The organism is Streptomyces sp. NPDC021749, assembly GCF_040640655.1.
Classification (GTDB): Bacteria; Actinomycetota; Actinomycetes; order Streptomycetales; family Streptomycetaceae; genus Streptomyces.
On sequence record NZ_JBFACE010000012.1, the window covers coordinates 187,673 to 213,220 of the forward strand.

Sequence of the window (25,548 nt, forward strand, 5' to 3'; positions counted from 1 at the left end):
GCACGTAGCTGGCTTTCCCGCCGTGGGGGTTGCTCGTCGGCGCGCTTTGCGCCGCCGCAGACAAGTACGTACGCGGCCCCGCAAGCGCAGCTTCAGCCCGCGTAGCCCATGCGGCGGGAGAGTTCGACGGCCGCCTTCACGGACCGTTCGGCCAGCTCCGGCAGCAGCCCGCGGGCCATGCGGTAGGCCGGCCCGGAGACGCCGATCGCGCCGATCACCGCGCCGTCGTGCGCCCGCACCGGCGCCGCCACCGCGTTCAGCCCGATCTCCAACTCCTCGCCGGTGCAGGCGTATCCGTCCTCCAGCGCGGCCGTCAGTTGTGCGCGCAGGGCGGCCGCGGTGGTGAGCGTGTGCGCGGTGAAGCGCGGCAGCTTCCGGGTGACCAGGCTCTCCCGGCGCTCCCGCGGCAGATGCGCCAGCAGCACCTTGCCGCTCGCGGTGGCGTGCAGCGGGGTGCGCCGGCCCAGCCAGTTGTACGCGGTGACCGCGGCCGCGCCCCTGGCCTGCATGATGTTGACCGCCGCATCGCCGTCCAGCACCGCGATGTTGGCGGTCTCCCCGGTGTCGTCGGCCAGCGCGCGGCACACCGGCTGGCCCTCCTGCGAGATGTCCAGCCGGATCGCCGCGGCGCCGGCCAGTCGCAGCACCCCGGCCCCGAGGTAGTACTTGCCGCGCTCGTTCTCCTGCTCGACCAGTCCGCGGCCCTCCAGCACCCCGAGGATCCGGAAGGCGGTCGACTTGTGGACGCCCAGTTCCTCGGAGATCTCGGTGACCCCGGCCTCGCCCAGCCTGGCCAGGATCTCCAGCACGCTCACCGCACGGTCCACGGACTGGACGGATCCCGCCCCGCCGCGCCGCTCCTCGGACCGGTCGTCCGCGGTCCCGCTCGTATTCGACATGGGTCTTCGTTCACCGCCCGGTGGCCCCCGAGGGGCCGTGCGGGGGCCTCTTCGAAGAAGCCCTTGACGGCCCGCTCCACGCCTTGGATTCTGTTGCGCATCGCGCTCTGCGATGCGTTATTCAGAACACATGATACCGATCAGCGCGAGGGGGGCCAGATGATTCCCGTCTGCCGCATCGAGGACCTGCCCGAGGGCGGATCCGTACGGATCGAGATCGACGAGACCACGCCGGCCATCGCGGTCTTCCACACCGAGGACGGTCTCTACGCCGTCGACGACACCTGCAGCCACCAGGACGCGTCGCTCTCCGAGGGCTGGGCCGAGGGCGCCTACGTCGAATGCCCGCTGCACGCCGCCCTGTTCGACCTGCGTACCGGCGCCCCGGCCTGCCTGCCGGCCCGCCGCGCGGTCCGCACCCATGAGGTCGGCATCATCGACGGGATGGTCCACGTCCGGCCCGCAGCCGGGGAAGAGGCGGTGGCGTAACCGCCGTGGGCGTAACCGCCGTGGGCGTGGCGGCCGTGGGCGTAACGGCCGTGGCGTAACGGTCCCGGCGCGCCGGCCGGGCCGCGTGGTCGTTCAGGCGGCCGCGCGATCCGCCGGTGCGGGCCGCCCCCGGGAGTCCCTCCGCTGCTGCCGGCGCGCCTGCCGCCGCTCGCGCCGCAGCTCCCGGGCCGTACTGCTCGGCTGCGACTGCACGCCGTGGCGCTGCACCCAGACCTGCCGGGTCACCCAGACGTCCAGCACCGCCCAGGTGGCGACCACCGTGCCGGCGACCGTGCCGAGCACCGCGGGGAACGCCAGCCAGGACCCCGCCAGCGTGCACAGGAACGCCACCATGGCCTGGATCAGGGTGACCGCCACGATGATGACGGCGCGTACCGCGGCGGTCCGCACCGGCTCCGCCAGCCGGGGCCGGGCCGCCGGATCCTCCTGCCACAACGGCCGTCTGCCGGTGTCCATGACCGTGTCACACTCCCCGCATTCTCCCCGCGCGTCCGCTCCTTGCCCAGTGCCCGTTTTCACCGGAAGGATTCCCCGCCAACGCACGCGTCCACCCTCATGGTGCACGCACGGAAGCAGCGCGGGGTTCCCAGGGGTAGAGCAGAACCGGCCAACCGTCCCACCGCGCCCTCCGGTGCAGCCGGGTGCTGCCGGCTCACAAATACGGGTGGGTTGTCCGGGAATCGGCGGACAACTCGGGACGAGCCCGCCGGGGACCGCGGCAGCGGGGCCCCGAGAGCCCTTCGGGTTGGTCCCCCGGGAGTAGTAGGCTCGCGCCGTTTGTTGACGGAACACCACCCCCGTGCGCCGGGGTTGTCGTAGGGGAGGCCATGCGCTTTCGCGGGAAGTCGGTCCGCCGGAAGATCGTGGCGTTGCTGCTCGTACCGCTGGTGTCCCTGACGACGATGTGGGCGGTCACCACCTATGTCACCGGCCGCTCGGCCAACCGGCTGCTGGACGTCGGCAACGTCGTGAAGAACCTGGGCTACCCCGTCGAGGACGTCATCCAGGCCCTGCAGCGCGAGCGCCGCCAGAGCCTGCTCTACCTCGCCGACCGCCGCGGCGCCAACGCGCTCAGTGAGCTGCACGCCCGGACCCGGGTCACCGACGACCTGGTCGCCCGGCTGCGCGCCGACGCCGCCGGCCGCGACGTCCGCGAAGACCTCGACGCGGGCGTCGGCGACCGGATGACGACCCTCCTCAAGGGCCTGTCCTCGCTCCGCTCGCTGCGCACCCAGGTCGAGGACAACACCCTCACCCGCGACGAGGCCCTGGAGTCCTACGACGGCCTGATCGACCCCGGTTACGACTTCCTCTCCGCGGTGCACGCCCTGGACAACGTCGAGATGGACAAACAGGGCCGCGCCCTGGTCAACGTCACCCGCGCCCGCGAGGCCCTGGCCCGCGAGGACGCCCTGATGTCCGCGGTGCTCGCCTCCGGCAGCATGAGCCGGCGCGATGTGCGCGAGCTGTCCGACCGGGTCGCCGAGCGCCGGGTCCTCTACGGCACCAGCCTGCCCCTGCTGCCCGCCAGGGACCGCGGCCTCTACCAGGACTACTGGCACTCCGCCACCGCCCGCGAACTCACCTCCTACGAGGACCGGGTGATCGCCGCCGGCGACCGGACCGGACCGCAGGCGGTCAACCCCGAACGCTGGAACACCACCGCCGAGAAGGTCCTCGCCGACCTCGCCAGGATGGGCAAGGAAGCCGGCGAGCGCTACCAGGAGCGGGTCGCGCCGGCCGCCACCAGCATCGTGCTCAAGGCCGTCGCCGCCGGCGTCCTCGGCTTCATCGCCCTGCTGGTCTCGGTCATCGTCTCCTTCCGCATCGGCCGCCGGCACGTCCGGGACCTGACCCGGCTGCGCAAGACCGCCCACGAGGTCTCCGGCGTGCGGCTGCCGAGCGTGATGCGCCGGCTGGCCGCCGGGGAGCAGGTCGACGTGGAGACCGAGGCGCCCCGGCTGGAATTCGGCCCGGACGAAACGGGCCAGGTCGGACAGGCGCTCAACACCCTCCAGCGGGCCGCCATCGAGGCCGCCGTCAAACAGGCCGAGATGCGCCGCGGGGTCTCCGAGGTGTTCGTCAACCTCGCCCGCCGCAGCCAGGTGCTGCTGCACCGCCAGCTGACACTGCTGGACGCGATGGAGCGGCGCACCGAGGACACCGACGAGCTCGCCGACCTCTTCCGGCTCGACCACCTCACCACCCGTATGCGACGGCACGCCGAGGGCCTGGTCATCCTCTCCGGCGCGGCGCCCTCCCGGCAGTGGCGCAAACCGATCCAGCTGATGGACGTGGTGCGCGCGGCGGTCGCCGAGGTGGAGGACTACGAGCGCATCGAGGTGCGCCGGCTGCCGCGGCTCGCGGTGGACGGCCCGGCCGTCTCCGACCTCACCCACCTGATAGCCGAACTCCTGGAGAACGCCACCGTCTTCTCGCCGCCGCACACCGCTGTCCAGGTGCTCGGCGAGCGGGTGGCCAACGGCTACACCCTGGAGATCCACGACCGCGGTCTGGGCATGCCCCCCGACCAGCTGCTGCAGGCCAACCTCCGGCTCGCCGAGACCCCCGAGTTCGAGCTCTCCGACACCGACCGGCTCGGCCTGTTCGTGGTCAGCCGGCTCGCCCAGCGCCAGGGCGTCCGGGTCACCCTGCAGCCCTCGCCGTACGGCGGCACCACGGCCGTGGTCTTCCTCCCCGGCGTGATCCTCACGGAGACCGGGGAGACCGCGGACGCCGGCCGGGAGGCCGGCGGGACGCCGGCCGGTGCCCCGTTGGACGACGAACTCGACCACGCGGCGGGGAAGCTGGCCGCCCTGTCGCAGGTGCCGGTGCCGCTCCCCCCGAGGGACGGGCGGGGCGTCGTCGACGGGCCGGTCGAACTGGAACCACCGCTGGGCCCGGACGAGGTCGGCCCGCTGGACGGCGAGGACGCCCTGTTCGGCGGCGCGCGCCGGGGCCGCGGCCGGGACCGCGCACCGCGCCCCGGGATCGCCTCCGTGCCGCCCGTCCCGGACGGCGAGCAGCACCAGCAGACCCGCGACCAGGCACCCGGCGGCGGGCTCGCCCCGCTTCCGCGCCGGCCCCGCCCGCCGGTGCTGGTCTCCGACCACGGCAGGACGGTCGACGACCGGGAACGGGACCGGGACCGGCAGCGGGAGCGGGACCGCGACGGGGACCGTCACCGCGACCGGGACCGGGACGAGCGGTCCGCCGCCAGGGGTTCCGCCGAGGAATCCGCGGACGGCCCCGACGCCGCCGCCCCGCCCCGCGAGGGCCCCCCGGCCGACGCGGCCACCACGTCCACCGGGCTGCCCCGCCGGGTGCGGCAGGCCAGCCTCGCCCCGCAGCTCAAGGCCGACGCGGACGGCCGGCCCGGACCGGAGCGGCCGGCCACGCCGTCCGCGGGCGACGACCGCGACGCCGAAGCGGTGCGCGCCCGGATGGCCTCGTTCCAGCGCGGCTGGCAGCGCGGCCGTCGCCACAACGGCGAGGACGAGGCCCGCGCGGACCGCACACCTCCGGACGCGCACGACCGCGGGACACCGGCCGCCGCGGACACCACAGACCCGGATGCCCCGGACGGCGCCACGCAGGACGGCACCGGCCAGGGCGCCGCAGCACCACCAGGAACCACATCGGGAGGGGACGGTCGATGACCGAACCGCAGGCAGCAGCGTTCACCACACCGGGCTCGGCGAAGGGATCCGGCGAGCTGAACTGGCTCCTGGACGACCTCGTCGAGCGGGTCGGCGCGATCCGCAAGGCACTCGTCCTCTCCAGCGACGGGCTCGCCACCGGTGCCTCGAAGGACCTCACGCGGGAGGACGGCGAGCACCTGGCCGCGGTGGCCTCCGGCTTCCACAGCCTCGCCAAGGGCGTCGGCCGGCACTTCGGCGCCGGACACGTCCGGCAGACCATGGTCGAGCTGGACGAGGCGTTCCTGTTCGTCAGCGCGGCCGGCGACGGCAGCTGTCTGGCCGTCCTGGCCGATGCGGACTCCGACGTCGGGCTGATCGCCTACGAGATGACCCTGCTGGTCAAGCGCGTGGGTACGCACCTGGGCACCGCGCCCCGGTCCGGTCCGGTCAGCTGAGGCAGACGACGGTGACACCATGAGCGATCAGGACGGCCGGGCGGCGCGCGACCGGGAGGCGGCCCGCTGGTTCGACGACGAGGCGGGTCCCGTCGTCCGGCCGTACGCCATGACCCGCGGGCGCACCCGGACCGCCGCGGAGGGGCGCCTCGACCTGATCGCGCAGGTGATCGCCGAGAGCCGGGCGGCGGAGACGGTCGAGGACCAGACGCTGTCGCCGGAGCACGTGGAGATTGTCGAGCGGTGCCGGGACGCGCCGCTGTCGGTCGCCGAACTGGCGGCCGAGCTCGACCTGCCGGTCGGTGTCGTCCGGGTGCTGATCGGCGATCTGCTCGACGACGGCCTGGTCCGGGTCAGCCGGCCGGTGCCGCCGGCCGAACTGCCGGCCGAGCAGGTGCTGCGCGAGGTGATCGACGGCCTGCGCGCGCTGTGACCGGCCGGCGCGTCAGCCGCCGCCGTCGCCCTGCTCCGGGTGGCGCGGCGGCGGCCACTGCTCACCGGTCCGGCCCGGCTCCAGCCGGGCCAGCGCCTCGGTCAGCTGGGCGACCACCTGCTGGATCTGCCGGTGGGTGGTGTGCCGCTCGGTGACGACCGCGGCGAGCAGCAGCGCGGTGAGCGCGGTGATCCCGTTGAACGCCTGCAGGGTGACCATGTTCGTGAACAGGTCGTGGTGCGCGAACGGCCCCGAGCGCTCGGCGGCGGCCACGATCGCCACCGTCGAGACGAGCAGCGCGCACGGCGCCGCGCCGGCCCGCTCGAAGCGGAACGCGGCCCAGATCAGGCACGGCGAGACGAGGAAGAGCAGGTTCATCGGGCTGCTCACGGCGAGTTCGGTGACGGCGAACGTGCAGACCCCGAGCAGCACCCCCTCCACCCACCGGTAGGGGCGGAAACGGTCCACGGGCGGCCACCGGACCGCGCTCACCAGCAGCAGCACCGGCGTGACCACCAGCACCCCCATCGCATCACCGGTCCACCACACCGCCCACGTCGGCCAGAAGCCCGCGCCGGTCAGGGCACCGGACAGGACCAGGACGCCGCTGCCGACGGTGGCGCTCACCAGCATCCCGGTCAGGGCGCCGAGGCCCACCAGTGCCACCGCGTCGCGCAGCCGGTCCATCCGGGTGCGGAAACCCGCCCGGCGCAGCAACCGGTGGGAGAGCAGCGGGCCGAACGTGTTGCCCGCCACGATGGCGCACACGACGAGGAACGACGGCCCCAGCGACACATTGACCAGGAACGCGCCCAGGGCGATGCCCGGCCACACCCGCGGCCCGCACAGCAGCAGCGCGGTCAGGGCGATCCCGGTCGGCGGCCACAGCGGGGTCACCTGGCCGCGGACCAGCTCCTGCAGCAGACCGAGCTGGGCACCGCCGTAGTAGACACCGGCGGTGGCCAGGATCTGCACGGCCGGCGCCCGGTGCCGCAGCACGGCCGCGCGCATCCGCCCGGCCGTGCTGCCGGGTGCGCTCGGTGTCCGCCCGTTCACCGCGTTCGCCTACCCGTAGGGACCGCCGTCGTGACGGAGCACCAGTACGGCCGCGTCGTCGGTGTGTCCGGTCAGATCGGCGACCGCGACCACCTGGGCGGCGAGGTCCTCGGCCGCGGTCTCGTACGCCGCCCCGACGATGCCCACCACCCGGGCCAGCCCCTGCTCGATCGGGAAGCCGGGGCCCTCCACCACCCCGTCGGTGAGCAGGACGAACGCCCCGGCCCGGTCCAGCCGGCGGCGGGTGACCGGATAGCGCTGGTCGGGGAAGACCCCCAGCGGCAGTCCGCCCGGGTCGGTGAGCACCTCCGTCCCGGCGGCGGTGCCCCAGACCGCGGGCGGGTGCCCGGCCCGGGCACCGGCGAGCTCACCGCACGCCGGATCGAACCGCAGGAAGGTACAGGTCGCCAGGAGGTCGGAGCTCATCGACAGCAGCAGGTTGTTGGCCCGTTCCAGGACGTCGCCCGGGTCGGTGGTGGCGCCCGCGACGGCGCGCAGGCCGGTGCGGACCTGGCCCATGAAGGCGGCGGCCTCCACGTCATGGCCCTGAACGTCGCCGATGACGAAGCCGAGCGAGCCGTCCGGCAGGGCGAAGGCGTCGTACCAGTCCCCGCCGATGTCCAGCCCGGTCTGGGCCGGGACGTAGCGGGCCGCGGTGGTCAGCCCCGGCAGGCCGGGGAGCTCCGGGGGGAGCATGTGCCGCTGCAGCTCCTCGGCCAGTGCCACCCGGGCCTGCTGCAGTTTGATCCGTTCCATGACCTGGCCGGTGAGCCGGCCGAGGAGCCCCAGCAGTTCCTCGGGCGACGGTCCGGCGGCGCCGCGGCGTCGGTTCATCGCGCACTCCGCTCCGCATGCGGCTCGCGTCCGCCTCTCACCCTACGTCCGGCCCCTCGGGCGCCGCTCGCCCTTGTTGAGCAACGTTCAACAGCGGGTTAGGCTCGCTGATCAGTTGTCACCGCAGCCGCGCCCGGCCGCCACCCGCAGCCGGGCCGCCACCGGACGAGAGGCATCGCCATGGCCCCCGACGCCACCCCGGCCCCGGCCCCCTTCGAGCGCCTGGAGATCCAGGTCGGCCCGCACACCCACGACGCCCTGGCCTGCGGGCCCGCCGACGGGGACCTCGTCCTGCTGCTGCACGGCTGGCCGGAGTTCGCCGACTCCTGGAGCGAGGTGCTGCCCGCCCTCGGCGCGGCCGGCTACCGCGCCGTCGCCGTCGACCAGCGCGGCTACGCCCCCGGCGCCCGCCCGCCCCGGATCGCCGACTACGCCGTCCCCGAACTCGTCGCCGACGCCCTGGCCTTCGCCGACTCCTTCGGCGCCGACCGCTTCCACCTGGTCTCCCACGACTGGGGCGGCATGGTCGCCTGGGCGCTGGCCGGCGCCCACCCCGAGCGGCTGAAGTCCCTGAGCGTGCTCGCCACCCCGCACCCGGAGGCCCTCAACCGGGCCGCCGCCGAGGACCCGACCCAGCACCACCGGCTCGACTACGTCCGCTTCTTCCGCCGGGACGACGGCGCCGCGGAGGCCGCCCTGCTCGCCGACGACGCGGCCCGGCTGCGTGCCGTCTACGGCGGCAAGGTCCCCGAGCCGCTCGTCGACGGCAACGTCCGCCGGCTCTCCGCACCGGGCGCGCTCACCGCCACCCTCAACTGGTACCGCGCCCCCGCGTCCGTCATCTCGGTGCCGGCCGGCCGGATCGCCGTGCCCACCCTCTTCCTGTGGGGCAGCGAGGACGTCGCCCTGGGCCGGGGCGCCGCCGAGTCGACGGGGGAGTGGGTGGACGGCCCGTACCGCTTCGAGGCCCTTGAGGGCGCCAGCCACTGGCTCCCCGAGGAGGTCCCCGGTCTCGTCACGCCCCCGATCCTGGACCACCTCGCGCGGCACGCCTGACGTCCGGCCGGGCCGCGACGGGCTCCCGGTCCCGGCCCGGCACCGCCGTACACTGCGGGCATGTCCGGCAAGCGAGGCACCCGACTCACCCCCGACCAGCGCCGGGAGCAACTGGTCGGCATCGGGCTGGAGATGCTCGCCGACCGTGCCCTGGACGAACTGTCCACCGACGAGGTCGCCCGGCGCGCCGGCATCTCCCGCGGGCTGCTCTTCCACTACTTCGACTCCAAGCGCGACTTCTACCGCGCCGTGGTCCGCGCCGAGTGCGACCGCTTCACCGCCGCCACCGAACCGGACGCCGAACTGGAGCCGGTCGCCTGGATGCGCGCCTTCATCGCCGGTTTCGTGGCCTACGTCCTGGAACACCGCCAGGTGTACCTCGCCCTCGTACGCGGCGCCGCGGGCAGCCACCCCGCGGTCGCCGACCTCGTCGACGGCACCCGCGCCACGGTCGCCCGACGGGTCCGCGACGGTCAGCGGCGGCTCGGCGTGCGCCAGGCCCCGCGGCTGGAGGTCGCCACCCGCGCCTGGATGGCGTTCGCCGAAGAAGCCGCCATCACCTGGCAGATGGCGGAGCACGGCAGCCAGGAGGAGCTCTGCGCCTTCATCGAGGCCAGCCATGAGAGTCTGCTGGGCCTCCTCGACCGGCCGCAGCCCCTCACCGCGCGCTGAACGGCCGCCCGGCCGGCCGTGTCCCAAGCGTGACGGATCTCAAGTGGGCGCCGCGCCGAGCACGTTGTACGGTGCCCTAGGCCCTGCCCGCAGGGCCGGCGCCTGCTGCCCGCTCCCCACCACGCCCGGGGGCACAGACGTGAGCACCGCCCGCACACCCGGCAACACAGGAGAAGATACCCATGGTCTTCGGGCGTTCCGTTCGTCGTCAGCAGACCGCCGCCGCCGACCCGGTGACGCTCAAGATCCTGGTGGCGGGCGGCTTCGGGGTCGGCAAGACCACGCTGGTCGGCGCGGTCAGCGAGATCAAACCGCTGCGCACCGAGGAGCGGCTGACCGAGGCCGGCCGCCCGGTCGACGACCTCCACGGCGTGGAGACCAAGAGCACCACCACCGTCGCCATGGACTTCGGACGGATCACCGTCAACGACGGCCTGGTCCTCTACCTCTTCGGCACCCCCGGCCAGGACCGCTTCTGGTTCCTCTGGGACGAACTCGCCCGCGGCGCACTGGGCGCCGTGGTGCTCGCCGACACCCGCCGGCTCGCCGACAGCTTCTCCGCGATCGACTACTTCGAGCGCCGCGGACTGCCCTTCACCGTCGCCGTCAACTGCTTCGACGGCGCCGACCGCTACCCGCCCGAGGCGGTCCGCGACGCCCTGGACCTCGATCCCGAGGTGCCGGTGATGCTGTGCGACGCCCGGGTGCGGGACTCGGCCCGGGACGTGCTGGTCGCCGTCGTCGAGCACGCGATGCGGACCGGCGGCCGGCGCCCGGAGCCGGCACTGTCCTGACCGGGGGAGCAGCCGTACGGGTACGGCCCGCGCCCCGCCGTCCGGGGTACGGGCCGTACGTCCGCCGCCCGCCGCTACGAAGCCGCCGAGCCGTCCTCGGTCAGCCAGCCGAAGCTCCGCTCCACCGCCCGCCGCCAGTTGGCGTACTCACGGTCCCGGACCGCACCGTCCATCCGCGGCACCCACTCGGTGTCCCGCTTCCAGTGGCTGCGCAGCTCGTCCAGGTCCTGCCAGACACCGGTGGCCAGGCCCGCCGCGTACGCCGCGCCCAGACAGGTGGTCTCCGAGATGACCGGACGGATCACCGGCACGCCCAGCACATCCGCCTGATGCTGCATCAGCAGCTTGTTGGCCGTCATCCCGCCGTCCACCTTCAGCTGGGTGATCCGCACCCCGGAGTCCTGGAACATCGCGTCCACCACCTCCCGGGTCTGCCAGCTGGTCGCCTCCAGGACGGCGCGGGCCAGATGCGCCTTGGTCACGTAACGGGTCAGACCGGTGATCACCCCGCGGGCGTCGGAGCGCCAGTACGGCGCGAAGAGGCCGGAGAACGCCGGCACGATGTACGCCCCGCCGTTGTCCGGGACGCTCGCCGCCAGCGGCTCGATCTCCTCGGCCGAGGAGATGATGCCGAGCTGGTCGCGGAACCACTGCACCAGCGCACCCGTGATGGCGATGGAACCCTCCAGGCAGTAGACCGGGGCCTCGCCGCCCAGCTGGTAGCCCATGGTCGTCAGCAGCCCGCTCTTGGACGCCACCGGGCGGTTGCCGGTGTTCAGCAGCAGGAACGAGCCGGTGCCGTAGGTGTTCTTGGCCTCGCCCACGCCGTAACAGGTCTGCCCGAAGACCGCCGCCTGCTGGTCGCCCAGCGCGGACGCCACCGGCACCCCCTGGAGCTGGCCCACCGCGGAGCCGTACACCTCCGCCGACGACCGGATCTCCGGCAGCATCGCGGCGGGCACGTTCATCGCCGACAGGATCGCCGGGTCCCACTGCAGCGTCCCGAGGTTCATCAGCATCGTGCGGCCCGCGTTGGTGACGTCCGTGACGTGCACCCCGCCGTCGACGCCGCCGGTCAGGTTCCAGATCAGCCAGGAGTCGATGGTGCCGAACGCGATCTCACCGCGCTCGGCACGCTCCCGCAGGCCCGGCACCTCGTCCAGCAGCCAGGCCGCCTTCGGCCCGGAGAAGTAACTCGCCAGCGGCAGACCGGTGGCCTCGCGGAAGCGGTCCTGGCCGTCGGTGCCGCCCAGTTCCGCGCACAGCTGCGAGGTCCGGGTGTCCTGCCAGACGATCGCGTGATGCACCGGCCGGCCGGTGGCCCGGTCCCACAGCACCGTGGTCTCCCGCTGGTTGGTGATGCCCAGCGCGCTGAGCTGGTCGGCGCGCAGCCCCGCCTTGGTGAGCGCACCCGCCACCACGGACTGCACCTTCGTCCAGATCTCCGCCGCGTCGTGCTCCACCCAGCCGGGCCGGGGGAAGATCTGTTGGTGCTCGCGCTGGTCCACGGCGACGATCGACCCGTCGTGGTCGAAGATGATGCAGCGGCTCGACGTGGTGCCCTGATCGATCGCGGCGACGTACTTCTCGGTGTGCTGGTTCATGCCGTCAGGCCTCCTGGCTCCGAGTGGGTACCCGGGTCGCACCCGTGGTGCGCCCGCCTTCGTGCGGCCGCACCGGTCAGAATGCCGCCTGGTGGACCAGTCCGGAGAGCACCGCGCCGATCAGCGGCCCGACCACCGGTATCCAGGCGTAACGCCAGTCCGACGACCCCTTGTTGGGGATCGGCAGCAGGGCGTGCACCACCCGCGGGCCGAGGTCCCGGGCCGGGTTGATCGCGTAACCGGTGGGCCCGCCCAGCGACAGCCCGATGCCGACCACCAGCAGCGCGACCAGCAGCACGTTGATGCCCGAGCCGTAGACCCCGGCCCGCTCGCCGGGCACCTGGCCGATGCCGATGCCCTTGTTCTCGCCGAAGAACAGCAGCGGCAGGACCAGACCGACGGTGGCGACGACCTCGGTGACGAGGTTGGCCACCGGCTTGCGGATCTCCGGGGCGGTGGCGAAGACCCCCAGCGTCGGCTGCGCCTTGTCCCGGTCGGCGTTCGCGGCGAACTGGGCGTAGTACAGCGCCCAGGCCAGCACCGCGCCGATCGCCGCGCCCACCATCTGCGCCAGCACGTACAGCGGCACCGTCGACCACGGCGTCCCGCCCGCGACCGCCGAACCGACCGTCACCGCCGGGTTGAGGTGCCCGCCCGACAGCGGCGCCGCGGTGTACGCCCCGGCCAGTACGCCCATGCCCCAGCCGAAGGCGATCACCACCCAGCCGGCGCCGCGCGCCTTGGAGTGGTGCAGGGTGACCGCGGCGCACACCCCCGCGCCGAAGAGAATCAGGATCGCGGTACCGATCACTTCACCGACGATGATGTCCCCATGGGAATACATGGCGGCTCCTTGTCCCTGGCCCGGGGACGTCCCCCGGTCCTCCGTGCAGGGTGCGTGCCACCGGCGGGCAGCGGGCGGCCGCTGCCACCCGGCCGGGGTGCCCGAGTGCGGCGGTGCCGACTGGCACGGGGAAGTGTTCACCCGGGCTGAGGGGTCGTCAAGGTCGCCCACGGCAGGGCGTGTTGGTGACCGGCGGCGGTCCCCGTGACCGACGTCAGCCCCGCGCCCGCGACCCCTCCGGCCCCGCCGGATCCGGCACCCGGACCGCCGCCCCCCGGCGCACCTCCGTACCCGCCGAGCCCGGCCGGCCCACCACCCAGCTCGCCCCCGGCAGCGCCTTGGCCTCCTTCTTCAGGGGGGCGAGCGCCGTCGCGGCCTCGTGGTGCCCGCCGACGCTGCCGGGCGGGCACACCACCGTCGCCAGCGACAGCGTCACCGGCAGCCCGCCCGCTTCCCAGGACACGTCCAGCAGCGCGGCAGCGAACGGACCCAGCCCGGCCGGTTCCGTCAGCACCAGGAAGTCGTCACCGCCGATATGACCCACCCGGCAGGACGGCTCGTCCGCCGCGACCCCGGCCAGCGCCCGCCCCACCGAACGGATCAGCTCATCGCCCGCCGCGAACCCGGCACCGTCGTTGACCTGCTTGAAACCGTCCACGTCCAGCCAGCTCAGGGCGAACGCCCGCCCCTCGGCGATCCGCCGGTCCACCTCCGCGTTGACCTCGTCCGAACCGGGCAGCCGGGTCAGCGGATTGAGCCGGGCCGCCTCCTCCACCCGGCTCTCCGCCAACGCCCGCAGGATGTCGGCGGGATGCACCACGCCCATGCACCGGCCCCGCTCGTCCACCACCGCCACGTCGTCCCCGGTACGGGCCCGGTCGCCCTCCGCGATCACGTCGAGCACCTCCCAGGCGGTGGCGTCCGCCCCCACCGTCCGCGGCCGGTCCGCCAGCCGCAGCGCCGGCCGGTCCGCGTACAGCGCGTGCCCGTACCGCCCGGACAGCGACAGCAGGAACCGGTCCCGGCCGATCGCCCGGACCGGCACCCCGTCGGCGTCCACCAACAGCACCCCCGACACGTCGGGGAAGCAGGTGAGATGGCTGTGCACCGCGCCCGCCGACGCCGTCATCGGCAACAGCGCGGCCGGCTGCAGGAACTGCGCCACCGGCGGCCCGGCAGGCGGACGGTACGGCGCCGCGGCCGGCCCGCTCACCACCGGCGGCACCGGGGGCGGCAGATACACGTCGGTGGCCGGCCGCCGCGCCGGCGGGGCGAACAGATGGCCCTGCGCCAGCTGCACCCCGGCGTCCCGGACCGCCGCGTACTGCCGCTCGGTCTCCACCCCCTCGACGGCCAGCAGCCCGCCGGTCCGCTCGCACAGCTCCCGCATCGCGGCCACCACCGCCTGCCGCCCCCGGTCGGCGTCGAGCCCCGCGCACAGCGACGCATCGAGCTTGACCAGGTCCGGTGCGAGCGCGCCGAGCAGCCGCAGCGGCAGATCACCGTCCCCGACCCCGTCCGCGCAGATCCGGAAGCCCTCGTCGCGCAGCACCGCCACCGACTCCAGCAGCGCCGCACCCGGAACGTGGGTGAACGGCCCGCCGATGTCCAGGGTGACCTCCCAGGGCCGTCGGCCCACCTCGTGCACGGCCTTGGTCAGCGACGTCAGCCGGGGCAGCTCGGCGAGCGTGCCGGCGAAGACGTTGACGTGCAGCGGCAGCAGGGTCTCCTGGTGCGTCGCCGCCCGCACCGCGAGCGCGGCCAGGTCGGCGTCCAGGTCCGGGCGGCGCCGCGCGGACGTCAGGACGTCGACCGCGCCCGGCTCGGGGCGGGCGAGTATCTCCATCGCCGCGACCGAACCGGTCGAGAGGTTCACCACGGGCTGGAAGGCGAAGCGAAGCTGGTCCGTCCACGCAGGCACGGGCAGCAGCATGCCCCTCCGCGCCCCACCACGGTGGGTGATTAACGCACTGTTCACGCATCCTTCCGGAGCGTACGGAGGTCCGCCCCCGCGATGCACACACGGCGTTCGACGGGGTTTCCCGCGGGGGTGAACTGGACCGAGTCCGCGGCCGGTTGCTATGTTGTTCTCGCTCCGAGAAAGACTCAAGGTGAGAACAACCGGTGATCGCGGGGGAGGGGACGGCCATGACCGGAAAGGGCCCGCACGCCAAGGGAGTCGGCGCGCAGGACGGTGACGACGGTGCCTTCCTCGCCGCCTACGACCCCCGCGACTTCCCCGCCATCGCCGTGACCGTCGACATCGTCGCGCTCACCCTGCGCGGCGGCGCGCTGCACGCCCTGCTCGTCGAACGCGGCGGCCGCCCCTTCCGCGGCGCCTGGGCCCTGCCCGGCGGCTTCGTCCGCGCCGGCCGGGAGTCCCTCGACGAGGCCGCGGCCCGCGAACTCGCCGAGGAAACCGGCCTGGACGCCGCCCACCTGGAACGCGTCCACCTCGAACAGCTCGGCTCGTACGGCGAGCCGGCACGCGATCCGCGGATGCCGGTCGTCACCGTCGCCTACCTCGCCTTCGCCCCCGACCTCCCCGAGGCCCGGGGCGGCGGCGACGCGACCGCCGCGGCCTGGATCCCGGTCTCCCGGCTCGACCTCGGCACGCGCCGGGACGACCGTACGGACCGGACGCCGGCCCGGGGGAGCGCGGCCGAGCACCGGGACCGTACGGGACGGACTTCCGGCGAACCGGACGCGGCCCGCCCGCGTCCCTCAGAGCAGGGTCCGGGGCACGGGATCGACGGGGGTGATTCCGTGCCCCGGACCCCGGACGGCGCCGCGCCGGACCCGGACGCACCGGACCCGCTGCCGCTCGCCTTCGACCACGCCCGGATCGTCGCCGACGGCCTGGACCGGGCCCGCGCCAAGATCGAGTACACCCCGCTGGCCACCGCCTTCCTCGGCGAGGAATTCACCATCGCCGAACTCCGCGGCGTCTACGAGTCCGTCTGGGGCAGCCCCCTGCACGCCGGGAACTTCCACCGCAAGGTGCTCTCGGTGCCCGGATTCGTCGAGCCCACCGGCACCACCGCGGCCCGCGGGGGAGCCCGCGGCGGCCCGCGGGCCCGCCTCTACCGCGCGGGCGACGCCGCCCTGCTGCACCCGGCGCTGCTGCGCCCGGGCCGGGACGGTTCCTGAAACCCGGCCCCGCCCACGACCTTGCCGGTCAGCCGCGCGGCCGGTGCCCGGTCCCGGTCAGCGACCGGCGGGACACCGGGAAGTCGAAGTAGGTGTCCGGGAACGTCTCCGGCCGGAAGGTGTAGTGCCACCACTCGGCCGCGTAGTTGACGAACCCCGCCCGCTCCAGGCCGTCCTTCAGCAGCAGCCGGTTCGTCCGCTGCACGCCCGTGATCCGCGGGTCGAGGGTGTGCGCCAGGGTGTCGAAGCAGTCGAACCCGGTCCCCATGTCCAGCGAGTTGTCCGGGAAGCGGGCCTCCCGCGGCCCGTAACAGGGCGTCAGCGGCTCGCCCGGCAGATACGGACGGGTCGGCAGCGCGGGCAGCCGCACCAGCGTCAGATCGACGGTGCTGCCCCGGCTGTGGCCGGACTTCTCGGCGATGTAGCCGTCCCGGAACAGTGTCGACTTGTCGACCCGCGGATAGAACTCGCCCTTCATCCGCTGGTCGCCGAGGTCCTTCGCCCAGGTCACGAAGTGGTTCACGGCGCGCTGCGGCCGGTAGCAGTCGTACACCTTCAGGGAGTAGCCGCGGCGCAGGAACGAGCGCTGCGCCCGGTGCAGCGCCCGCGCCGCGTCCCTGGTCAGCAGGCAGATCGGCGCCCGGTAGCCGGTCACCGCAACGCCCATGAAGTTGTGCGGGGTGACGTAGCGCATCTCCTGGAGAATGGTCGGATCGACGTCCCGCAGGGCGACGAACTCCTCGGGTGCCCGGGGCTCGTGCGCCGGCGCCGCCGGCGTCGCCGGCGTCGACGTGGTCGCCAGCGGAGCGGGCCGGGCGGCCGGGGCCGCCGCGGCGGGGGAGAGCGCGGTGACGGTCAGCAGGGTGGCGGCAGCGGCGACGGTGGCCGCGCCGCGCAGCGCGGCAGCGCGTATCGATCTCGGCATGGCCCCCGTCTACCAGGCGCGGCGCCCCCACGGAAGACCCCGCCCACCGCCCGCAGCCCCGGTGGCGAACCCCAAGTCCCCGTCGCCCGTTACCCGTTCGCCTCCTCCGGAACCTCCTCCTCCAGCCCCCGCACCCGCACGCGATAGCCCACCGCGCCCCCGTCCCGGCGCTCCACGACCACCCGGCCGTCCGCCTCCCGCCGCGTCACGAAGCGCTCCACCGTGGGCCGTTGCCAGCCGTCCCCGGCGTCCGGCACCACCAGCCCGCCGCCCTCCCGGCCGGCCGCCGGCGCCCACACCTCCAGCTCCGTCCCCCCGTCCCCGTCCGCCACCGGCAGTACCGCACCCGCCCGGGCCAGCACCGGGATCCGCGACAGCGGCGCGTCCACCCACACCTGCCCGGGGCCCTCGTACGCCCGCCCGGTCGCGGTGTCGTACCACCGCCCGCGCGGCAGCCGCACCGCCCGCCGGGTCACCCCCGGCTGCATCACCGGCGCCACCAGCAGCGCGTCCCCCAGCAGAAACGCGTTCCCGCAGTCCCGCAGTGCCCGGTCCCGCGGCGAACTCCACCACACCGGGCGCACATACGGCGCCCCCGTCAGCCGCGCCAGCTGACCCAGCGTGACGAAGTACGGCAGCAGCCGCTGCCGCTCCCGCAGCGCCGTCCGGGCGTGCCCGAGCACGGCTGTGCCGAACTCCCACGGCTCCCTGCGGCCCGCCCGGACCGCCGAACGCGTCCGGAACAGCGGCAAGCAGGAGCCCAGTTGGAACCAGCGCAGATACAGCTCCGGCGACGGCGCCCCGGAGGACCCGCCGACGTCCGGCCCGCTGTACGGCACCCCGCACAGCCCCAGCCCCAGCACGAGCGACAGCGAGGCCCGCAGCCCCTCCCAGCCCGTCGCGACATCCCCCGACCAGGTGCCCCCGTACCTCTGGAGCCCCGCCCAGCCGGCCCGCGAGAACAGGAACGGCCGCTCTTCCGGCCGCAGTTCACACAGCCCGTCGAAACCCGCCCGGGCCATCGCCAGCCCGTAGACGTTGTGCGCCTCCCGGTGGTCCCCGCCCCGTCCCTCCAGCGCGTGCCGGGTCGAACGCGGCAGCGTCTGCTCCCCGAACGGCGCGAAGGACACCGGCTCGTTCATGTCGTGCCAGAACCCCGAGAACCCCTGCGCCAGCCGCTCCGCGTACAGCCCTCCCCACCACTTGCGCACCCGCGCATCGGTGAAGTCCGGGTACACCGACTCACCCGGCCACACCACCCCGCGCACCTCCCGCCCCCGCACGTCCCGTACGAAGGCATCGGCCGTCGCCCCGCCCTCGTAGACCGCGTCCCCCGGCTCCGCCTTCACCGCCGGGCCCACGACCGACACCAGCCGCACCCCCTCGGCCCGCAACTCCCGCGCCAGCCCCGGCAGATCGGGATAGCGCCCACGGTCCACGGTGAAGACCCGGTGCCGGTCGAAGTGGTCGATGTCCAGATGGACGGCCGAGAGCGGAAGCTCCCGCTCCTTGTAGCCGGCCACGACCCGGCGCACCTCGTCCTGACCGCCGAACCCCCACCGGGCGTGCTGGTACCCCAGCGCCCACCGGGGCGGCAGCGCGGGCGCACCGGTCAGCGCCGTCCACATCTGCAGCACCCGGGCCGGGGTCCCGGCCAGCACCCAGTAGCGCAGCGGCCCGCCGTCCATCCGCAGCTCACACGTGCCCGGCCGGTCGTGCCCGGAACCGGCACCCTCCGCCCCCTCGCGCAGCACCACCCGGCCGTCCCACGAATTGTCGTGGAACACCAGATGTGTTCCGGCGTCCGCCACCACCAACTGCACCGGCATCGTCAGCGACAGCGGATCGTCCCCCGGCACGAACGCGCCGCCGGGACCGGTGTTCCACAACCGGTGGACGCCGTCCCGCAGCCGCGGCCCGTGCGCCCGGCCGCCCAGCCCGAAGAACCGGGCGTCGGCCCCCACCTCCGAACGCTGCACCCACCGCGACGCGTCGCCGCCCTCCGGCCGCCCGGCCCGCTCGCCCGCCCCGTCCGGCCCCGCCGTACGGTCCCACCAACGCGGCGGCAGCTCCCGCCGCAGCACCGCACCGCCCGGCGTACGCACCTCCACCGCGCCGTGCCGGGACACCGTCACCAGCACCCGCTCCGACACCACCCGCCAGCCGCCCTCCGTATCGGGCTCCAGCACCGCCCGCGCGTCCACCTCGGGACACGCCCCGGCCAGCGCGTACGACGGCTCCGGCCCGGCACCGTCCCAGCCGCAGAACACCGCACCACCGGTCGCCACCCGCACCCGCAGTGACGACCGCGCGAAGTGGATCACCCCGCCGCCCGGCTGCGGGTCCGCCCCCGTGGCAGCCCCCGGCACCCGGGCCCGCTCCGGCGCGCGCGCCGGCTGTGCCACCGCATCCGCCCGCCGCGCCCGCCACGCCGCGCGCACGGAGCGGAGCCCCTGCGCCGGCCCGACCGCCCTGACCACCCGTACCGATCGCACCAGATCACGCCCGTCCATGCCGGTCAGCCTGCCATTGACGCCCGGGTGGGCGGGCATCGTTCAACTGCCGTTCACCTGCGCGGGGTCACGCTCGGCCACGCCCGGGCCCGGGGCCGGACACCCGGTGGCCGGAAACCGCCCGCGGGCCCCGGGCCGCCCGGCCAACGGTCCCGCACCACATCCGCCACCCCCCGAATATGGGCGGCCGGCCCTGGTGCACCGGACGATCACATGGCATCGTCCAGACAAGCCGTGTCACGCGCACACGTCAGGCCGGGAGACCCCCACCATGGTGCGCGCCCGGCGCACACACCGCGTACCACCCGGGAGCCGCCTCATGACCACCGCACCGCACTCCGCCCACCGTCCGGAACCCCTCTGGCAACCGGGCCCGGACCGGATCGCCGGCGCGCAGGTCACCCGCTTCCACACCTGGGCCGCCGCCCACCACGGCGCCCCCGCCCCCACCCCCGACGACCCCGCCGCGAGCTACGCCGACCTGCACCGCTGGTCCGTCGACGACCTCCCCGCCTTCTGGCGCGCCGTCGCCGCCTGGTTCGACGTCCGCTTCACCGCCCCGTACGAGACCGTGCTCGCCGACCGCGCGATGCCCGGCGCCCGCTGGTTCCCCGGCGCCACCCTCAACTACGCCGAACACGCGCTGCGCGCCGGTGAGGACCCGGCCCGCGCCGACGAGCCCGCGCTGCTGTACGTCGACGAGAGCCACCAGCCCACCCCCGTCACCTGGCGGCAGCTGCGCGCCCAGGTCGGCTCGCTGGCCGCCGAACTCCGCCGCCTCGGCGTCCGCCCCGGCGACCGCGTCAGCGGCTATCTCCCCAACGTCCCCCAAGCCGTCGTCGCCCTGCTCGCCACCGCGGCGGTCGGCGGCGTCTGGACGTCCTGCGCCCCCGACTTCGGCGCCCGCAGCGTCCTGGACCGCTTCCAGCAGATCGAACCGGTCGTCCTGTTCACCGTCGACGGCTACCGCTACGGCGGCAAGGAACACGACCGCCGCGACACCGTCACCGAACTCCGCGCCGAACTCCCCACCCTGCGCGCCGTCGTCCACATCCCCCTGCTCGGCACCCCCGCCCCCGAAGGCGCCCTCACCTGGTCGGACCTGACCGGAAACGACACCGAACCGGTCTACGAACAGGTCCCCTTCGACCATCCCCTCTGGGTGCTGTACTCCTCCGGCACCACCGGCCTGCCCAAGGCCATCGTCCAGTCCCAGGGCGGCATCCTCCTCGAACACCTCAAACAGACCGGCCTGCACTGCGACCTCGGCCCCGACGACCGGTTCTTCTGGTACACCTCCACCGGCTGGATGATGTGGAACTTCCTCGTCGCCGGCCTCCTGGTGGGCTCCACGATCGTCCTCTACGACGGCAGCCCCGGCCACCCCGACATCGCCGCCCAGTGGCGGGTCGCCGAGGCCACCCGCGCCACCGTCTTCGGCACCTCCGCCGCGTACGTCATGGCCTGCCGCAAGGCCGGCATCCACCCCGCCCGCGACCTCGACCTCTCCGCCGTCACCTGCGTCGCCACCACCGGCTCCCCGCTCCCCCCGGACGGCTTCCGCTGGCTGCACGACTCCTTCGCGGAGAGCGGCGCCGACCTGTGGACCGCCTCCGTCAGCGGCGGCACCGACGTCTGCAGCTGCTTCGCTGGCGCCGTCCCCACCCTCCCGGTCCACATCGGCGAACTCCAGGCCCCCTGCCTCGGCACCGACCTGCAGGCCTGGGACGCCCAGGGCAAACCCGTCATCGACGAGGTCGGCGAACTCGTCGTCACCCACCCCATGCCGTCCATGCCCACCCGCTTCTGGAACGACCCCGACGGCACCCGCTACCACGACAGCTACTTCGACATGTACCCCGGCGTCTGGCGGCACGGCGACTGGATCACCGTCACCTCCCGCGGCAGCGTCATCATCCACGGACGCTCCGACTCCACCCTCAACCGCCAGGGCGTGCGGATGGGCTCCGCCGACATCTACGAAGCCGTCGAACGCCTCCCCGAGATCCGCGAATCCCTCGTCATCGGCCTGGAACTCCCCGACGGCGGTTACTGGATGCCGCTCTTCGTCCACCTCGCCCCGGGCGCCACCCTCGACGACGCCCTCCGCGACCGCATCAAGCGCACCATCCGCGAACAGCTCTCCCCGCGCCACGTCCCCGACGACATCATCGAGGCCCCCGGCGTCCCGCACACCCTCACCGGCAAGCGCATCGAGGTCCCCGTCAAACGCCTCCTCCAGGGCACCCCGCTCGACAAGGCCGTCAACCCCGGCTCGGTCGACAACCTCGAACTCCTCCGCTTCTACGAGCAGGTGGCCCGCGACCGCACCCGGTAGCCCCCCGGTCAGCGCCGGCCCCGGGACCGCCGACCCGGCCCGGGACCGGCGCGGGACCGCCGTTGTCAGACCCCCCGATTACTCTCGGTGACGAGTGTGTGTCAGGCCGTGCATCCGCCCGGCCGACGCCCGCTGTGCACACCGAGACCACCCAGGGGGAACCATGACCACCACATCCCGGCCCACCGGCCCGTCCGCCGCCCGCCGCAGCCTGCGCCGCGAAATCCCCAGCGCCGCCGCCGTCCTCGCCGACGAACGCGACTTCACCGCCATGCGCCGGTACGCCAGCTTCCCGTTCGACGACCACGCCGGCTACCTCCACCAGATGGAGATCCTGCTGCGCACTCTCGCCGCCCAGGGCGTGCTCACCACCGTCGGCCTCTTCGACCCGGCCGCCTACGCGCAGTACTGCGCCGACCGCTGTCTGGACCCCGACCGGCCCGACAGCCGCAGCCGCTACACCGCCGAAGTGGCCCGCACCGGCGCCACCGTCACCTACGACGGCGAGCCGCTGACCCAGCTCCTCCCCCTACTCGTCGCCGAGGCCGACCGCCGGGCGAACTGGGACCACGCCACCGCCCTCCTCACCCGCGCCGGCCGCTGCGAGACCTGCGGCGCCGACCTCGCCCACGCCGCCTTCACCCGCGCCGGACAGGCCCTCCAAAGCCTCCTCGACGCCCTCGGCGACGGCACCCACCACCTCGTCTGCTCCCTCGCCGCCGGCGCACCACCCCTGCTCGCCGTCCTGCACGCCGACTGCCGCCCCGGCGCCCGCCCCCGACTCGCCGAACACGACGCCCTGGTCTTCTGCACGGTCCTGGCCGCCGGCCTCGCCCTGCGCACCCCCGGCGGCATCGTCTCCCGCACCACGCCCCACCCCGACGACCCGACCACCGACCCGGCCCGAGGCACACCCCGCGACACCGTCCGCGGCTGGTCCCTGCGCAACGCCTGGCCGCACGCCCTCAGCGCCGGCGAGGTCTTCACCGCCTACTGCACCGACGCCGACAGCGGCGAACCGGTACCACCCGAACCAGGCGTCAGCTACGCCCCCGGCCTGCCCGTGACACCCCCGCCCGACCACCCCTGCCACCCCTGACCGGCCACCGGCACCGGCACCGGACCACGCGAACGGCCGCCCCGCCACGAGGGCGGGACGGCCGTCAGGGCCCGTGCGGCGCCACGCGCCGCCCGGCCTCACTCCCCGGAGAGCACCGCCTGCGCGGCCGCCCGCGCATCCTCGGCGGTGTCCGCCGCACGTGCCGCGGCCGCCGCACGCTCGCACTGCGCCAGCGTGTGCTTGGCCAGCGTCGCCCGCACATAAGGAATCGACGCCGCACCCATCGAAAGGCTGGTGACACCGAGCCCCGTCAGCACACACGCCAGCAGCGGATCCGAGGCCGCCTCACCACAGACACCACAGCTCTTGCCCTCGGCCTTCGCCGCCTCGGCCGACAGCGCCACGAGATCCAGCAGCGCCGGCTGCCACGGATCCTGCAGTCGCGACACCGCGCCCACCTGACGGTCGGCCGCGAAGGTGTACTGCGCCAGGTCATTGGTCCCCAGCGAAAGGAACTCCACCTCCTGCAGGATCGACCGCGCCCGCAGAGCCGCCGACGGAATCTCCACCATCGCCCCGAACTTCGCCTGCAGTCCCGCCTCCCGGCAGGCGTCCGCGAACGCCTTGGCGTCGATCCGGTCCGCCACCATCGGCGCCATGACCTCAAGGTAGACCGGCAGCCCCTCGGCAGCCTTCGCCAGCGCCGAGAGCTGCGTCCGCAGCACCTCGGGGTGGTCGAGCAGGGTACGCAGACCCCGCACGCCCAGCGCCGGGTTCGGCTCGTCGGCCGGCGTCAGGAAGTCCAGCGGCTTGTCGGCACCGGCGTCCAGCACGCGCACGACCACGCGCCCCTCCGGGAAGGCCTCCAGCACCTTCCGGTAGGCCTCGACCTGCTTGTCCTCGGACGGCGCCTGCTTGCTGTCGTCCAGGAACAGGAACTCCGTACGGAAGAGCCCGACACCCTCCGCCCCGGCCTCGACCGCGGCGTCCACATCACCGGGGCCGCCGACGTTCGCCAGCAGCGGCACCTTGTGCCCGTCGGACGTGGCACCCGGGCCGGACGACGCGGCCAGCGCCGCCTTCCGCTCCGCCGCGGCACGCTCCAGCTCCGCCCGCTTCGCGGGGCTCGGCTCCACGAAGATCTCCCCGGTGCTGCCGTCGACGGCGATCACCGTGCCCTCGACCAGCTCGCCCGCGCCCGGCAGCGCGACGACGGCCGGCACCCCCAGTGCCCGCGCGAGAATCGCGCTGTGGCTGGTCGGCCCGCCCTCCTCGGTCACGAAACCGAGCACCAGCGACGGGTCGAGCAGCGCGGTGTCGGCCGGCGCCAGATCGCGCGCGATCAGCACGTACGGCTCGTCGCTGTCCGGCACCCCCGGCATCGGCACGCCCAGCAGCCGCGCGACGATACGGTTCCGCACGTCATCGAGGTCGGCCACCCGGCCCGCGAGGTACTCACCGGCACCGGCGAGCAGCGCCCGGTAGGCCGCGAACGCGTCGTAGACCGCCCGCTCCGCGGTGCTGCCCACAGCGATCCGCCGCTCGACGTCCGCCATCAGCTCCGGGTCCTGCGCCATCAGCGCCTGGGCCTCCAGCACGGCCTGCGCCTCACCACCGGCCAGGTTCCCGCGCGCTATCAGGTCGGCGGCCACAGCCTCGACGGCCTGGCGGGCGCGCCCCTGCTCGCGCTCCGCCTCCTCCGCCGGGATCTGCTTGGCCGGCGGCTCCAGCACCGCCGTGCCCATGTGCCGCACCTCGCCTATGGCCACACCGTGGCTCACCCCGACGCCCCGCAGCGTTGTCTCCATTGCACCCGTCTCCGGTTGTGAGCGACGGCCCGGGCCGTCGCGATGAATGTCGTACCTGCCGTCCGCGACGGCGCCCGGCCTACTGCCAGGAGAAGAGCTGGTCGCCGGCTTTCACATCGCCGTCCTCGCGCACGTCACCGAGCGCGTCGGCGGTGGCCTCCAGAGCGACGACCGGGCACACCGGGGACTTGCCGGCCGCCTCGACCGCAGCGGGGTCCCAGCGCACGATCTCCTGGCCGCGGGTCACGTTGTCGCCCTTGTTCACGAGCAGCTCGAAGCCCTCGCCGTTGAGCTGAACGGTGTCGATACCGAGGTGTGTGAGCACGCCGTGGCCCTCGGGGTCCACGACGACGAAGGCGTGCGGGTGCAGAGAGACGACAACACCGTCCACGGGGGAGACGGCGGCGGACGGCTCACGAACGGGGTCGATGGCGGTACCGGGTCCCACCATCGCGCCGGAGAACACCGGGTCGGGCACGGCCGCGAGTCCGATGGCGCGTCCTGCGAGCGGGGACGTCACGGTGGTCATGGGAAGCCTCCCAGGGGTGGAGATTCATCAGGCCGCCGTCACTACCTGTCCTGGACGGCGCACCGTTCAGAGCGTAAGTCATAAGAACTGACGGCTCCCCACGACAGAGGCCGGTCGAACCCGCGAGTCCCGCTGAATCGATTTGCCTCACCCACAGCAGAGCTGTACTGTCTGAGACCTGCCCCGGACAGCCAGCCGCAAAGAACTGCGGCCCGGTTGAGGTGGGCGGCACTCCTCAGCGTCTTGATCGCGACTCAAGAATTGAGCGCTTCTGCATGCTTGCAGAAAAGCGGCGGTTCGAAAGCCCGAAAAGGCCTGATAGAGTGTGAAACACCGAAGGGAAGCGCCCGGAGGAAGCCCGAGAGGGAGTCCAAAGGAAGCGTCCGTTCCTTGAGAACTCAACAGCGTGCCAAAAGTCAACGCCAGA

The 25,548-nt window shown here is 74.0% G+C and carries 21 protein-coding genes; 10 read left to right on the top strand and 11 right to left on the bottom strand.

Annotated elements, in window-relative coordinates:
- Positions 1-92: 92 nt before the first annotated feature.
- On the bottom strand, positions 93-899 hold the full coding sequence (locus tag AB0G35_RS15040; RefSeq protein WP_360948555.1) for an IclR family transcriptional regulator: 807 nt from the start codon (positions 897-899) through the stop codon (positions 93-95).
- Positions 900-1,058: 159 nt separating this feature from the next.
- On the opposite strand from AB0G35_RS15040, the gene AB0G35_RS15045 reads away from it, so the two are divergent.
- On the top strand, positions 1,059-1,388 hold the full coding sequence (locus AB0G35_RS15045; protein ID WP_360948558.1) for a bifunctional 3-phenylpropionate/cinnamic acid dioxygenase ferredoxin subunit: 330 nt from the start codon (positions 1,059-1,061) through the stop codon (positions 1,386-1,388).
- Positions 1,389-1,481: 93 nt separating this feature from the next.
- Here AB0G35_RS15045 and AB0G35_RS15050 read toward each other — a convergent pair whose 3' ends face one another.
- On the bottom strand, positions 1,482-1,865 hold the full coding sequence (locus tag AB0G35_RS15050) for a hypothetical protein (protein WP_360948560.1): 384 nt from the start codon (positions 1,863-1,865) through the stop codon (positions 1,482-1,484).
- A 371-nt stretch (positions 1,866-2,236) separates the two neighbouring features.
- Here AB0G35_RS15050 and AB0G35_RS15055 point away from each other — a divergent pair, with 371 nt between their 5' ends.
- From AB0G35_RS15055 to AB0G35_RS15065, 3 genes are read left to right on the top strand one after another with little or no spacing between them, the layout of a single operon-like run.
- Complete coding sequence (locus AB0G35_RS15055; RefSeq protein WP_360948562.1) at positions 2,237-5,068, top strand: nitrate- and nitrite sensing domain-containing protein; 2,832 nt, start codon at positions 2,237-2,239, stop codon at positions 5,066-5,068.
- The gene (locus AB0G35_RS15060) at positions 5,065-5,505 is read left to right on the top strand and encodes a roadblock/LC7 domain-containing protein (RefSeq protein ID WP_360948564.1); all 441 of its coding nucleotides are present in this window, start codon (positions 5,065-5,067) and stop codon (positions 5,503-5,505) included. Before AB0G35_RS15055 ends, AB0G35_RS15060 begins: the two co-directional genes overlap by 4 nt.
- Positions 5,506-5,524: 19 nt before the next feature.
- Positions 5,525-5,938: a DUF742 domain-containing protein gene (locus tag AB0G35_RS15065; RefSeq protein ID WP_360948566.1), complete on the top strand. Its 414-nt coding sequence runs from the start codon at positions 5,525-5,527 to the stop codon at positions 5,936-5,938.
- 12 nt (positions 5,939-5,950) lie between these two features.
- Here AB0G35_RS15065 and AB0G35_RS15070 read toward each other — a convergent pair whose 3' ends face one another.
- Both AB0G35_RS15070 and AB0G35_RS15075 read right to left on the bottom strand, forming a co-directional pair.
- Positions 5,951-6,949, bottom strand: a complete 999-nt coding sequence (locus AB0G35_RS15070; protein ID WP_360948618.1) for an MASE1 domain-containing protein — start codon at positions 6,947-6,949, stop codon at positions 5,951-5,953.
- Positions 6,950-7,003: 54 nt separating this feature from the next.
- Positions 7,004-7,828 (bottom strand): PP2C family protein-serine/threonine phosphatase, encoded by an 825-nt coding sequence (locus AB0G35_RS15075; RefSeq protein WP_360948568.1) that lies wholly within the window; start codon positions 7,826-7,828, stop codon positions 7,004-7,006.
- Between the two features lie 180 nt (positions 7,829-8,008).
- Between AB0G35_RS15075 and AB0G35_RS15080 the strand changes: the two genes are divergently transcribed.
- The 3 genes from AB0G35_RS15080 (at position 8,009) to AB0G35_RS15090 (ending at position 10,350) form a co-directional block, all read left to right on the top strand.
- Positions 8,009-8,884, top strand: coding sequence for an alpha/beta hydrolase (locus tag AB0G35_RS15080; RefSeq protein WP_360948570.1), 876 nt, complete (start codon positions 8,009-8,011; stop codon positions 8,882-8,884).
- 60 nt (positions 8,885-8,944) lie between these two features.
- Positions 8,945-9,556, top strand: a complete 612-nt coding sequence (locus AB0G35_RS15085) for a TetR/AcrR family transcriptional regulator (RefSeq protein WP_360948572.1) — start codon at positions 8,945-8,947, stop codon at positions 9,554-9,556.
- A 182-nt stretch (positions 9,557-9,738) separates the two neighbouring features.
- Positions 9,739-10,350 (top strand): ATP/GTP-binding protein, encoded by a 612-nt coding sequence (locus AB0G35_RS15090; RefSeq protein ID WP_360948574.1) that lies wholly within the window; start codon positions 9,739-9,741, stop codon positions 10,348-10,350.
- A gap of 74 nt (positions 10,351-10,424) precedes the next feature.
- Here the strand turns inward: AB0G35_RS15090 and glpK are convergent, their stop codons facing one another.
- The 3 genes from glpK to AB0G35_RS15105 form a co-directional block, all read right to left on the bottom strand.
- Positions 10,425-11,954, bottom strand: coding sequence for a glycerol kinase GlpK (gene glpK / locus AB0G35_RS15095; RefSeq protein WP_360948576.1), 1,530 nt, complete (start codon positions 11,952-11,954; stop codon positions 10,425-10,427).
- A gap of 76 nt (positions 11,955-12,030) precedes the next feature.
- The gene (locus tag AB0G35_RS15100) at positions 12,031-12,798 is read right to left on the bottom strand and encodes an MIP/aquaporin family protein (RefSeq protein WP_360948578.1); all 768 of its coding nucleotides are present in this window, start codon (positions 12,796-12,798) and stop codon (positions 12,031-12,033) included.
- A 214-nt stretch (positions 12,799-13,012) separates the two neighbouring features.
- Positions 13,013-14,719: a GGDEF domain-containing protein gene (locus AB0G35_RS15105; RefSeq protein ID WP_360948580.1), complete on the bottom strand. Its 1,707-nt coding sequence runs from the start codon at positions 14,717-14,719 to the stop codon at positions 13,013-13,015.
- 227 nt (positions 14,720-14,946) lie between these two features.
- On the opposite strand from AB0G35_RS15105, the gene AB0G35_RS15110 reads away from it, so the two are divergent.
- Positions 14,947-15,948, top strand: coding sequence for an NUDIX domain-containing protein (locus AB0G35_RS15110; RefSeq protein ID WP_360948582.1), 1,002 nt, complete (start codon positions 14,947-14,949; stop codon positions 15,946-15,948).
- A gap of 28 nt (positions 15,949-15,976) precedes the next feature.
- On the opposite strand, the gene AB0G35_RS15115 is transcribed toward AB0G35_RS15110, so the two are convergent.
- Positions 15,977-16,873, bottom strand: a complete 897-nt coding sequence (locus tag AB0G35_RS15115) for a M15 family metallopeptidase (RefSeq protein WP_360948584.1) — start codon at positions 16,871-16,873, stop codon at positions 15,977-15,979.
- Positions 16,874-16,962: 89 nt separating this feature from the next.
- Entirely contained in the window at positions 16,963-19,386 is a 2,424-nt protein-coding gene (locus AB0G35_RS15120) for a glycoside hydrolase family 31 protein (RefSeq protein WP_360948586.1), read from the bottom strand.
- A 319-nt stretch (positions 19,387-19,705) separates the two neighbouring features.
- On the opposite strand from AB0G35_RS15120, the gene AB0G35_RS15125 reads away from it, so the two are divergent.
- Together AB0G35_RS15125 and AB0G35_RS15130 are read left to right on the top strand one after the other, a co-directional pair.
- Positions 19,706-21,724 carry an acetoacetate--CoA ligase gene (locus tag AB0G35_RS15125; protein WP_360948588.1) on the top strand — a complete coding sequence of 673 codons (2,019 nt, stop codon included), beginning with the start codon at positions 19,706-19,708 and terminating at the stop codon, positions 21,722-21,724.
- Between the two features lie 163 nt (positions 21,725-21,887).
- Positions 21,888-22,823: a hypothetical protein gene (locus AB0G35_RS15130; RefSeq protein ID WP_360948590.1), complete on the top strand. Its 936-nt coding sequence runs from the start codon at positions 21,888-21,890 to the stop codon at positions 22,821-22,823.
- 98 nt (positions 22,824-22,921) lie between these two features.
- Here the strand turns inward: AB0G35_RS15130 and ptsP are convergent, their stop codons facing one another.
- Both ptsP and AB0G35_RS15140 read right to left on the bottom strand, forming a co-directional pair.
- On the bottom strand, positions 22,922-24,592 hold the full coding sequence (gene ptsP / locus AB0G35_RS15135; RefSeq protein ID WP_360948592.1) for a phosphoenolpyruvate--protein phosphotransferase: 1,671 nt from the start codon (positions 24,590-24,592) through the stop codon (positions 22,922-22,924).
- A gap of 79 nt (positions 24,593-24,671) precedes the next feature.
- Positions 24,672-25,121, bottom strand: a complete 450-nt coding sequence (locus AB0G35_RS15140) for a PTS glucose transporter subunit IIA (protein ID WP_360948594.1) — start codon at positions 25,119-25,121, stop codon at positions 24,672-24,674.
- Between the last annotated feature and the right edge of the window lie 427 nt (positions 25,122-25,548).

Coding starts and splice junctions, on each gene's coding strand:
- AB0G35_RS15130 (WP_360948590.1), top strand. CDS start 21,888: ATGACCACCACATCCCGGCCCACCGGCCCGTCCGCCGCCCGCCGCAGC.
- AB0G35_RS15055 (WP_360948562.1), top strand. CDS start 2,237: ATGCGCTTTCGCGGGAAGTCGGTCCGCCGGAAGATCGTGGCGTTGCTG.
- AB0G35_RS15080 (WP_360948570.1), top strand. CDS start 8,009: ATGGCCCCCGACGCCACCCCGGCCCCGGCCCCCTTCGAGCGCCTGGAG.
- AB0G35_RS15090 (WP_360948574.1), top strand. CDS start 9,739: ATGGTCTTCGGGCGTTCCGTTCGTCGTCAGCAGACCGCCGCCGCCGAC.
- AB0G35_RS15120 (WP_360948586.1), bottom strand. CDS start 19,386: ATGGACGGGCGTGATCTGGTGCGATCGGTACGGGTGGTCAGGGCGGTC.
- AB0G35_RS15110 (WP_360948582.1), top strand. CDS start 14,947: ATGACCGGAAAGGGCCCGCACGCCAAGGGAGTCGGCGCGCAGGACGGT.
- AB0G35_RS15045 (WP_360948558.1), top strand. CDS start 1,059: ATGATTCCCGTCTGCCGCATCGAGGACCTGCCCGAGGGCGGATCCGTA.
- AB0G35_RS15100 (WP_360948578.1), bottom strand. CDS start 12,798: ATGTATTCCCATGGGGACATCATCGTCGGTGAAGTGATCGGTACCGCG.
- AB0G35_RS15060 (WP_360948564.1), top strand. CDS start 5,065: ATGACCGAACCGCAGGCAGCAGCGTTCACCACACCGGGCTCGGCGAAG.
- AB0G35_RS15050 (WP_360948560.1), bottom strand. CDS start 1,865: ATGGACACCGGCAGACGGCCGTTGTGGCAGGAGGATCCGGCGGCCCGG.
- AB0G35_RS15085 (WP_360948572.1), top strand. CDS start 8,945: ATGTCCGGCAAGCGAGGCACCCGACTCACCCCCGACCAGCGCCGGGAG.
- AB0G35_RS15115 (WP_360948584.1), bottom strand. CDS start 16,873: ATGCCGAGATCGATACGCGCTGCCGCGCTGCGCGGCGCGGCCACCGTC.
- glpK (WP_360948576.1), bottom strand. CDS start 11,954: ATGAACCAGCACACCGAGAAGTACGTCGCCGCGATCGATCAGGGCACC.
- AB0G35_RS15040 (WP_360948555.1), bottom strand. CDS start 899: ATGTCGAATACGAGCGGGACCGCGGACGACCGGTCCGAGGAGCGGCGC.
- AB0G35_RS15140 (WP_360948594.1), bottom strand. CDS start 25,121: ATGACCACCGTGACGTCCCCGCTCGCAGGACGCGCCATCGGACTCGCG.
- AB0G35_RS15070 (WP_360948618.1), bottom strand. CDS start 6,949: ATGCGCGCGGCCGTGCTGCGGCACCGGGCGCCGGCCGTGCAGATCCTG.
- AB0G35_RS15065 (WP_360948566.1), top strand. CDS start 5,525: ATGAGCGATCAGGACGGCCGGGCGGCGCGCGACCGGGAGGCGGCCCGC.
- ptsP (WP_360948592.1), bottom strand. CDS start 24,592: ATGGAGACAACGCTGCGGGGCGTCGGGGTGAGCCACGGTGTGGCCATA.
- AB0G35_RS15075 (WP_360948568.1), bottom strand. CDS start 7,828: ATGAACCGACGCCGCGGCGCCGCCGGACCGTCGCCCGAGGAACTGCTG.
- AB0G35_RS15125 (WP_360948588.1), top strand. CDS start 19,706: ATGACCACCGCACCGCACTCCGCCCACCGTCCGGAACCCCTCTGGCAA.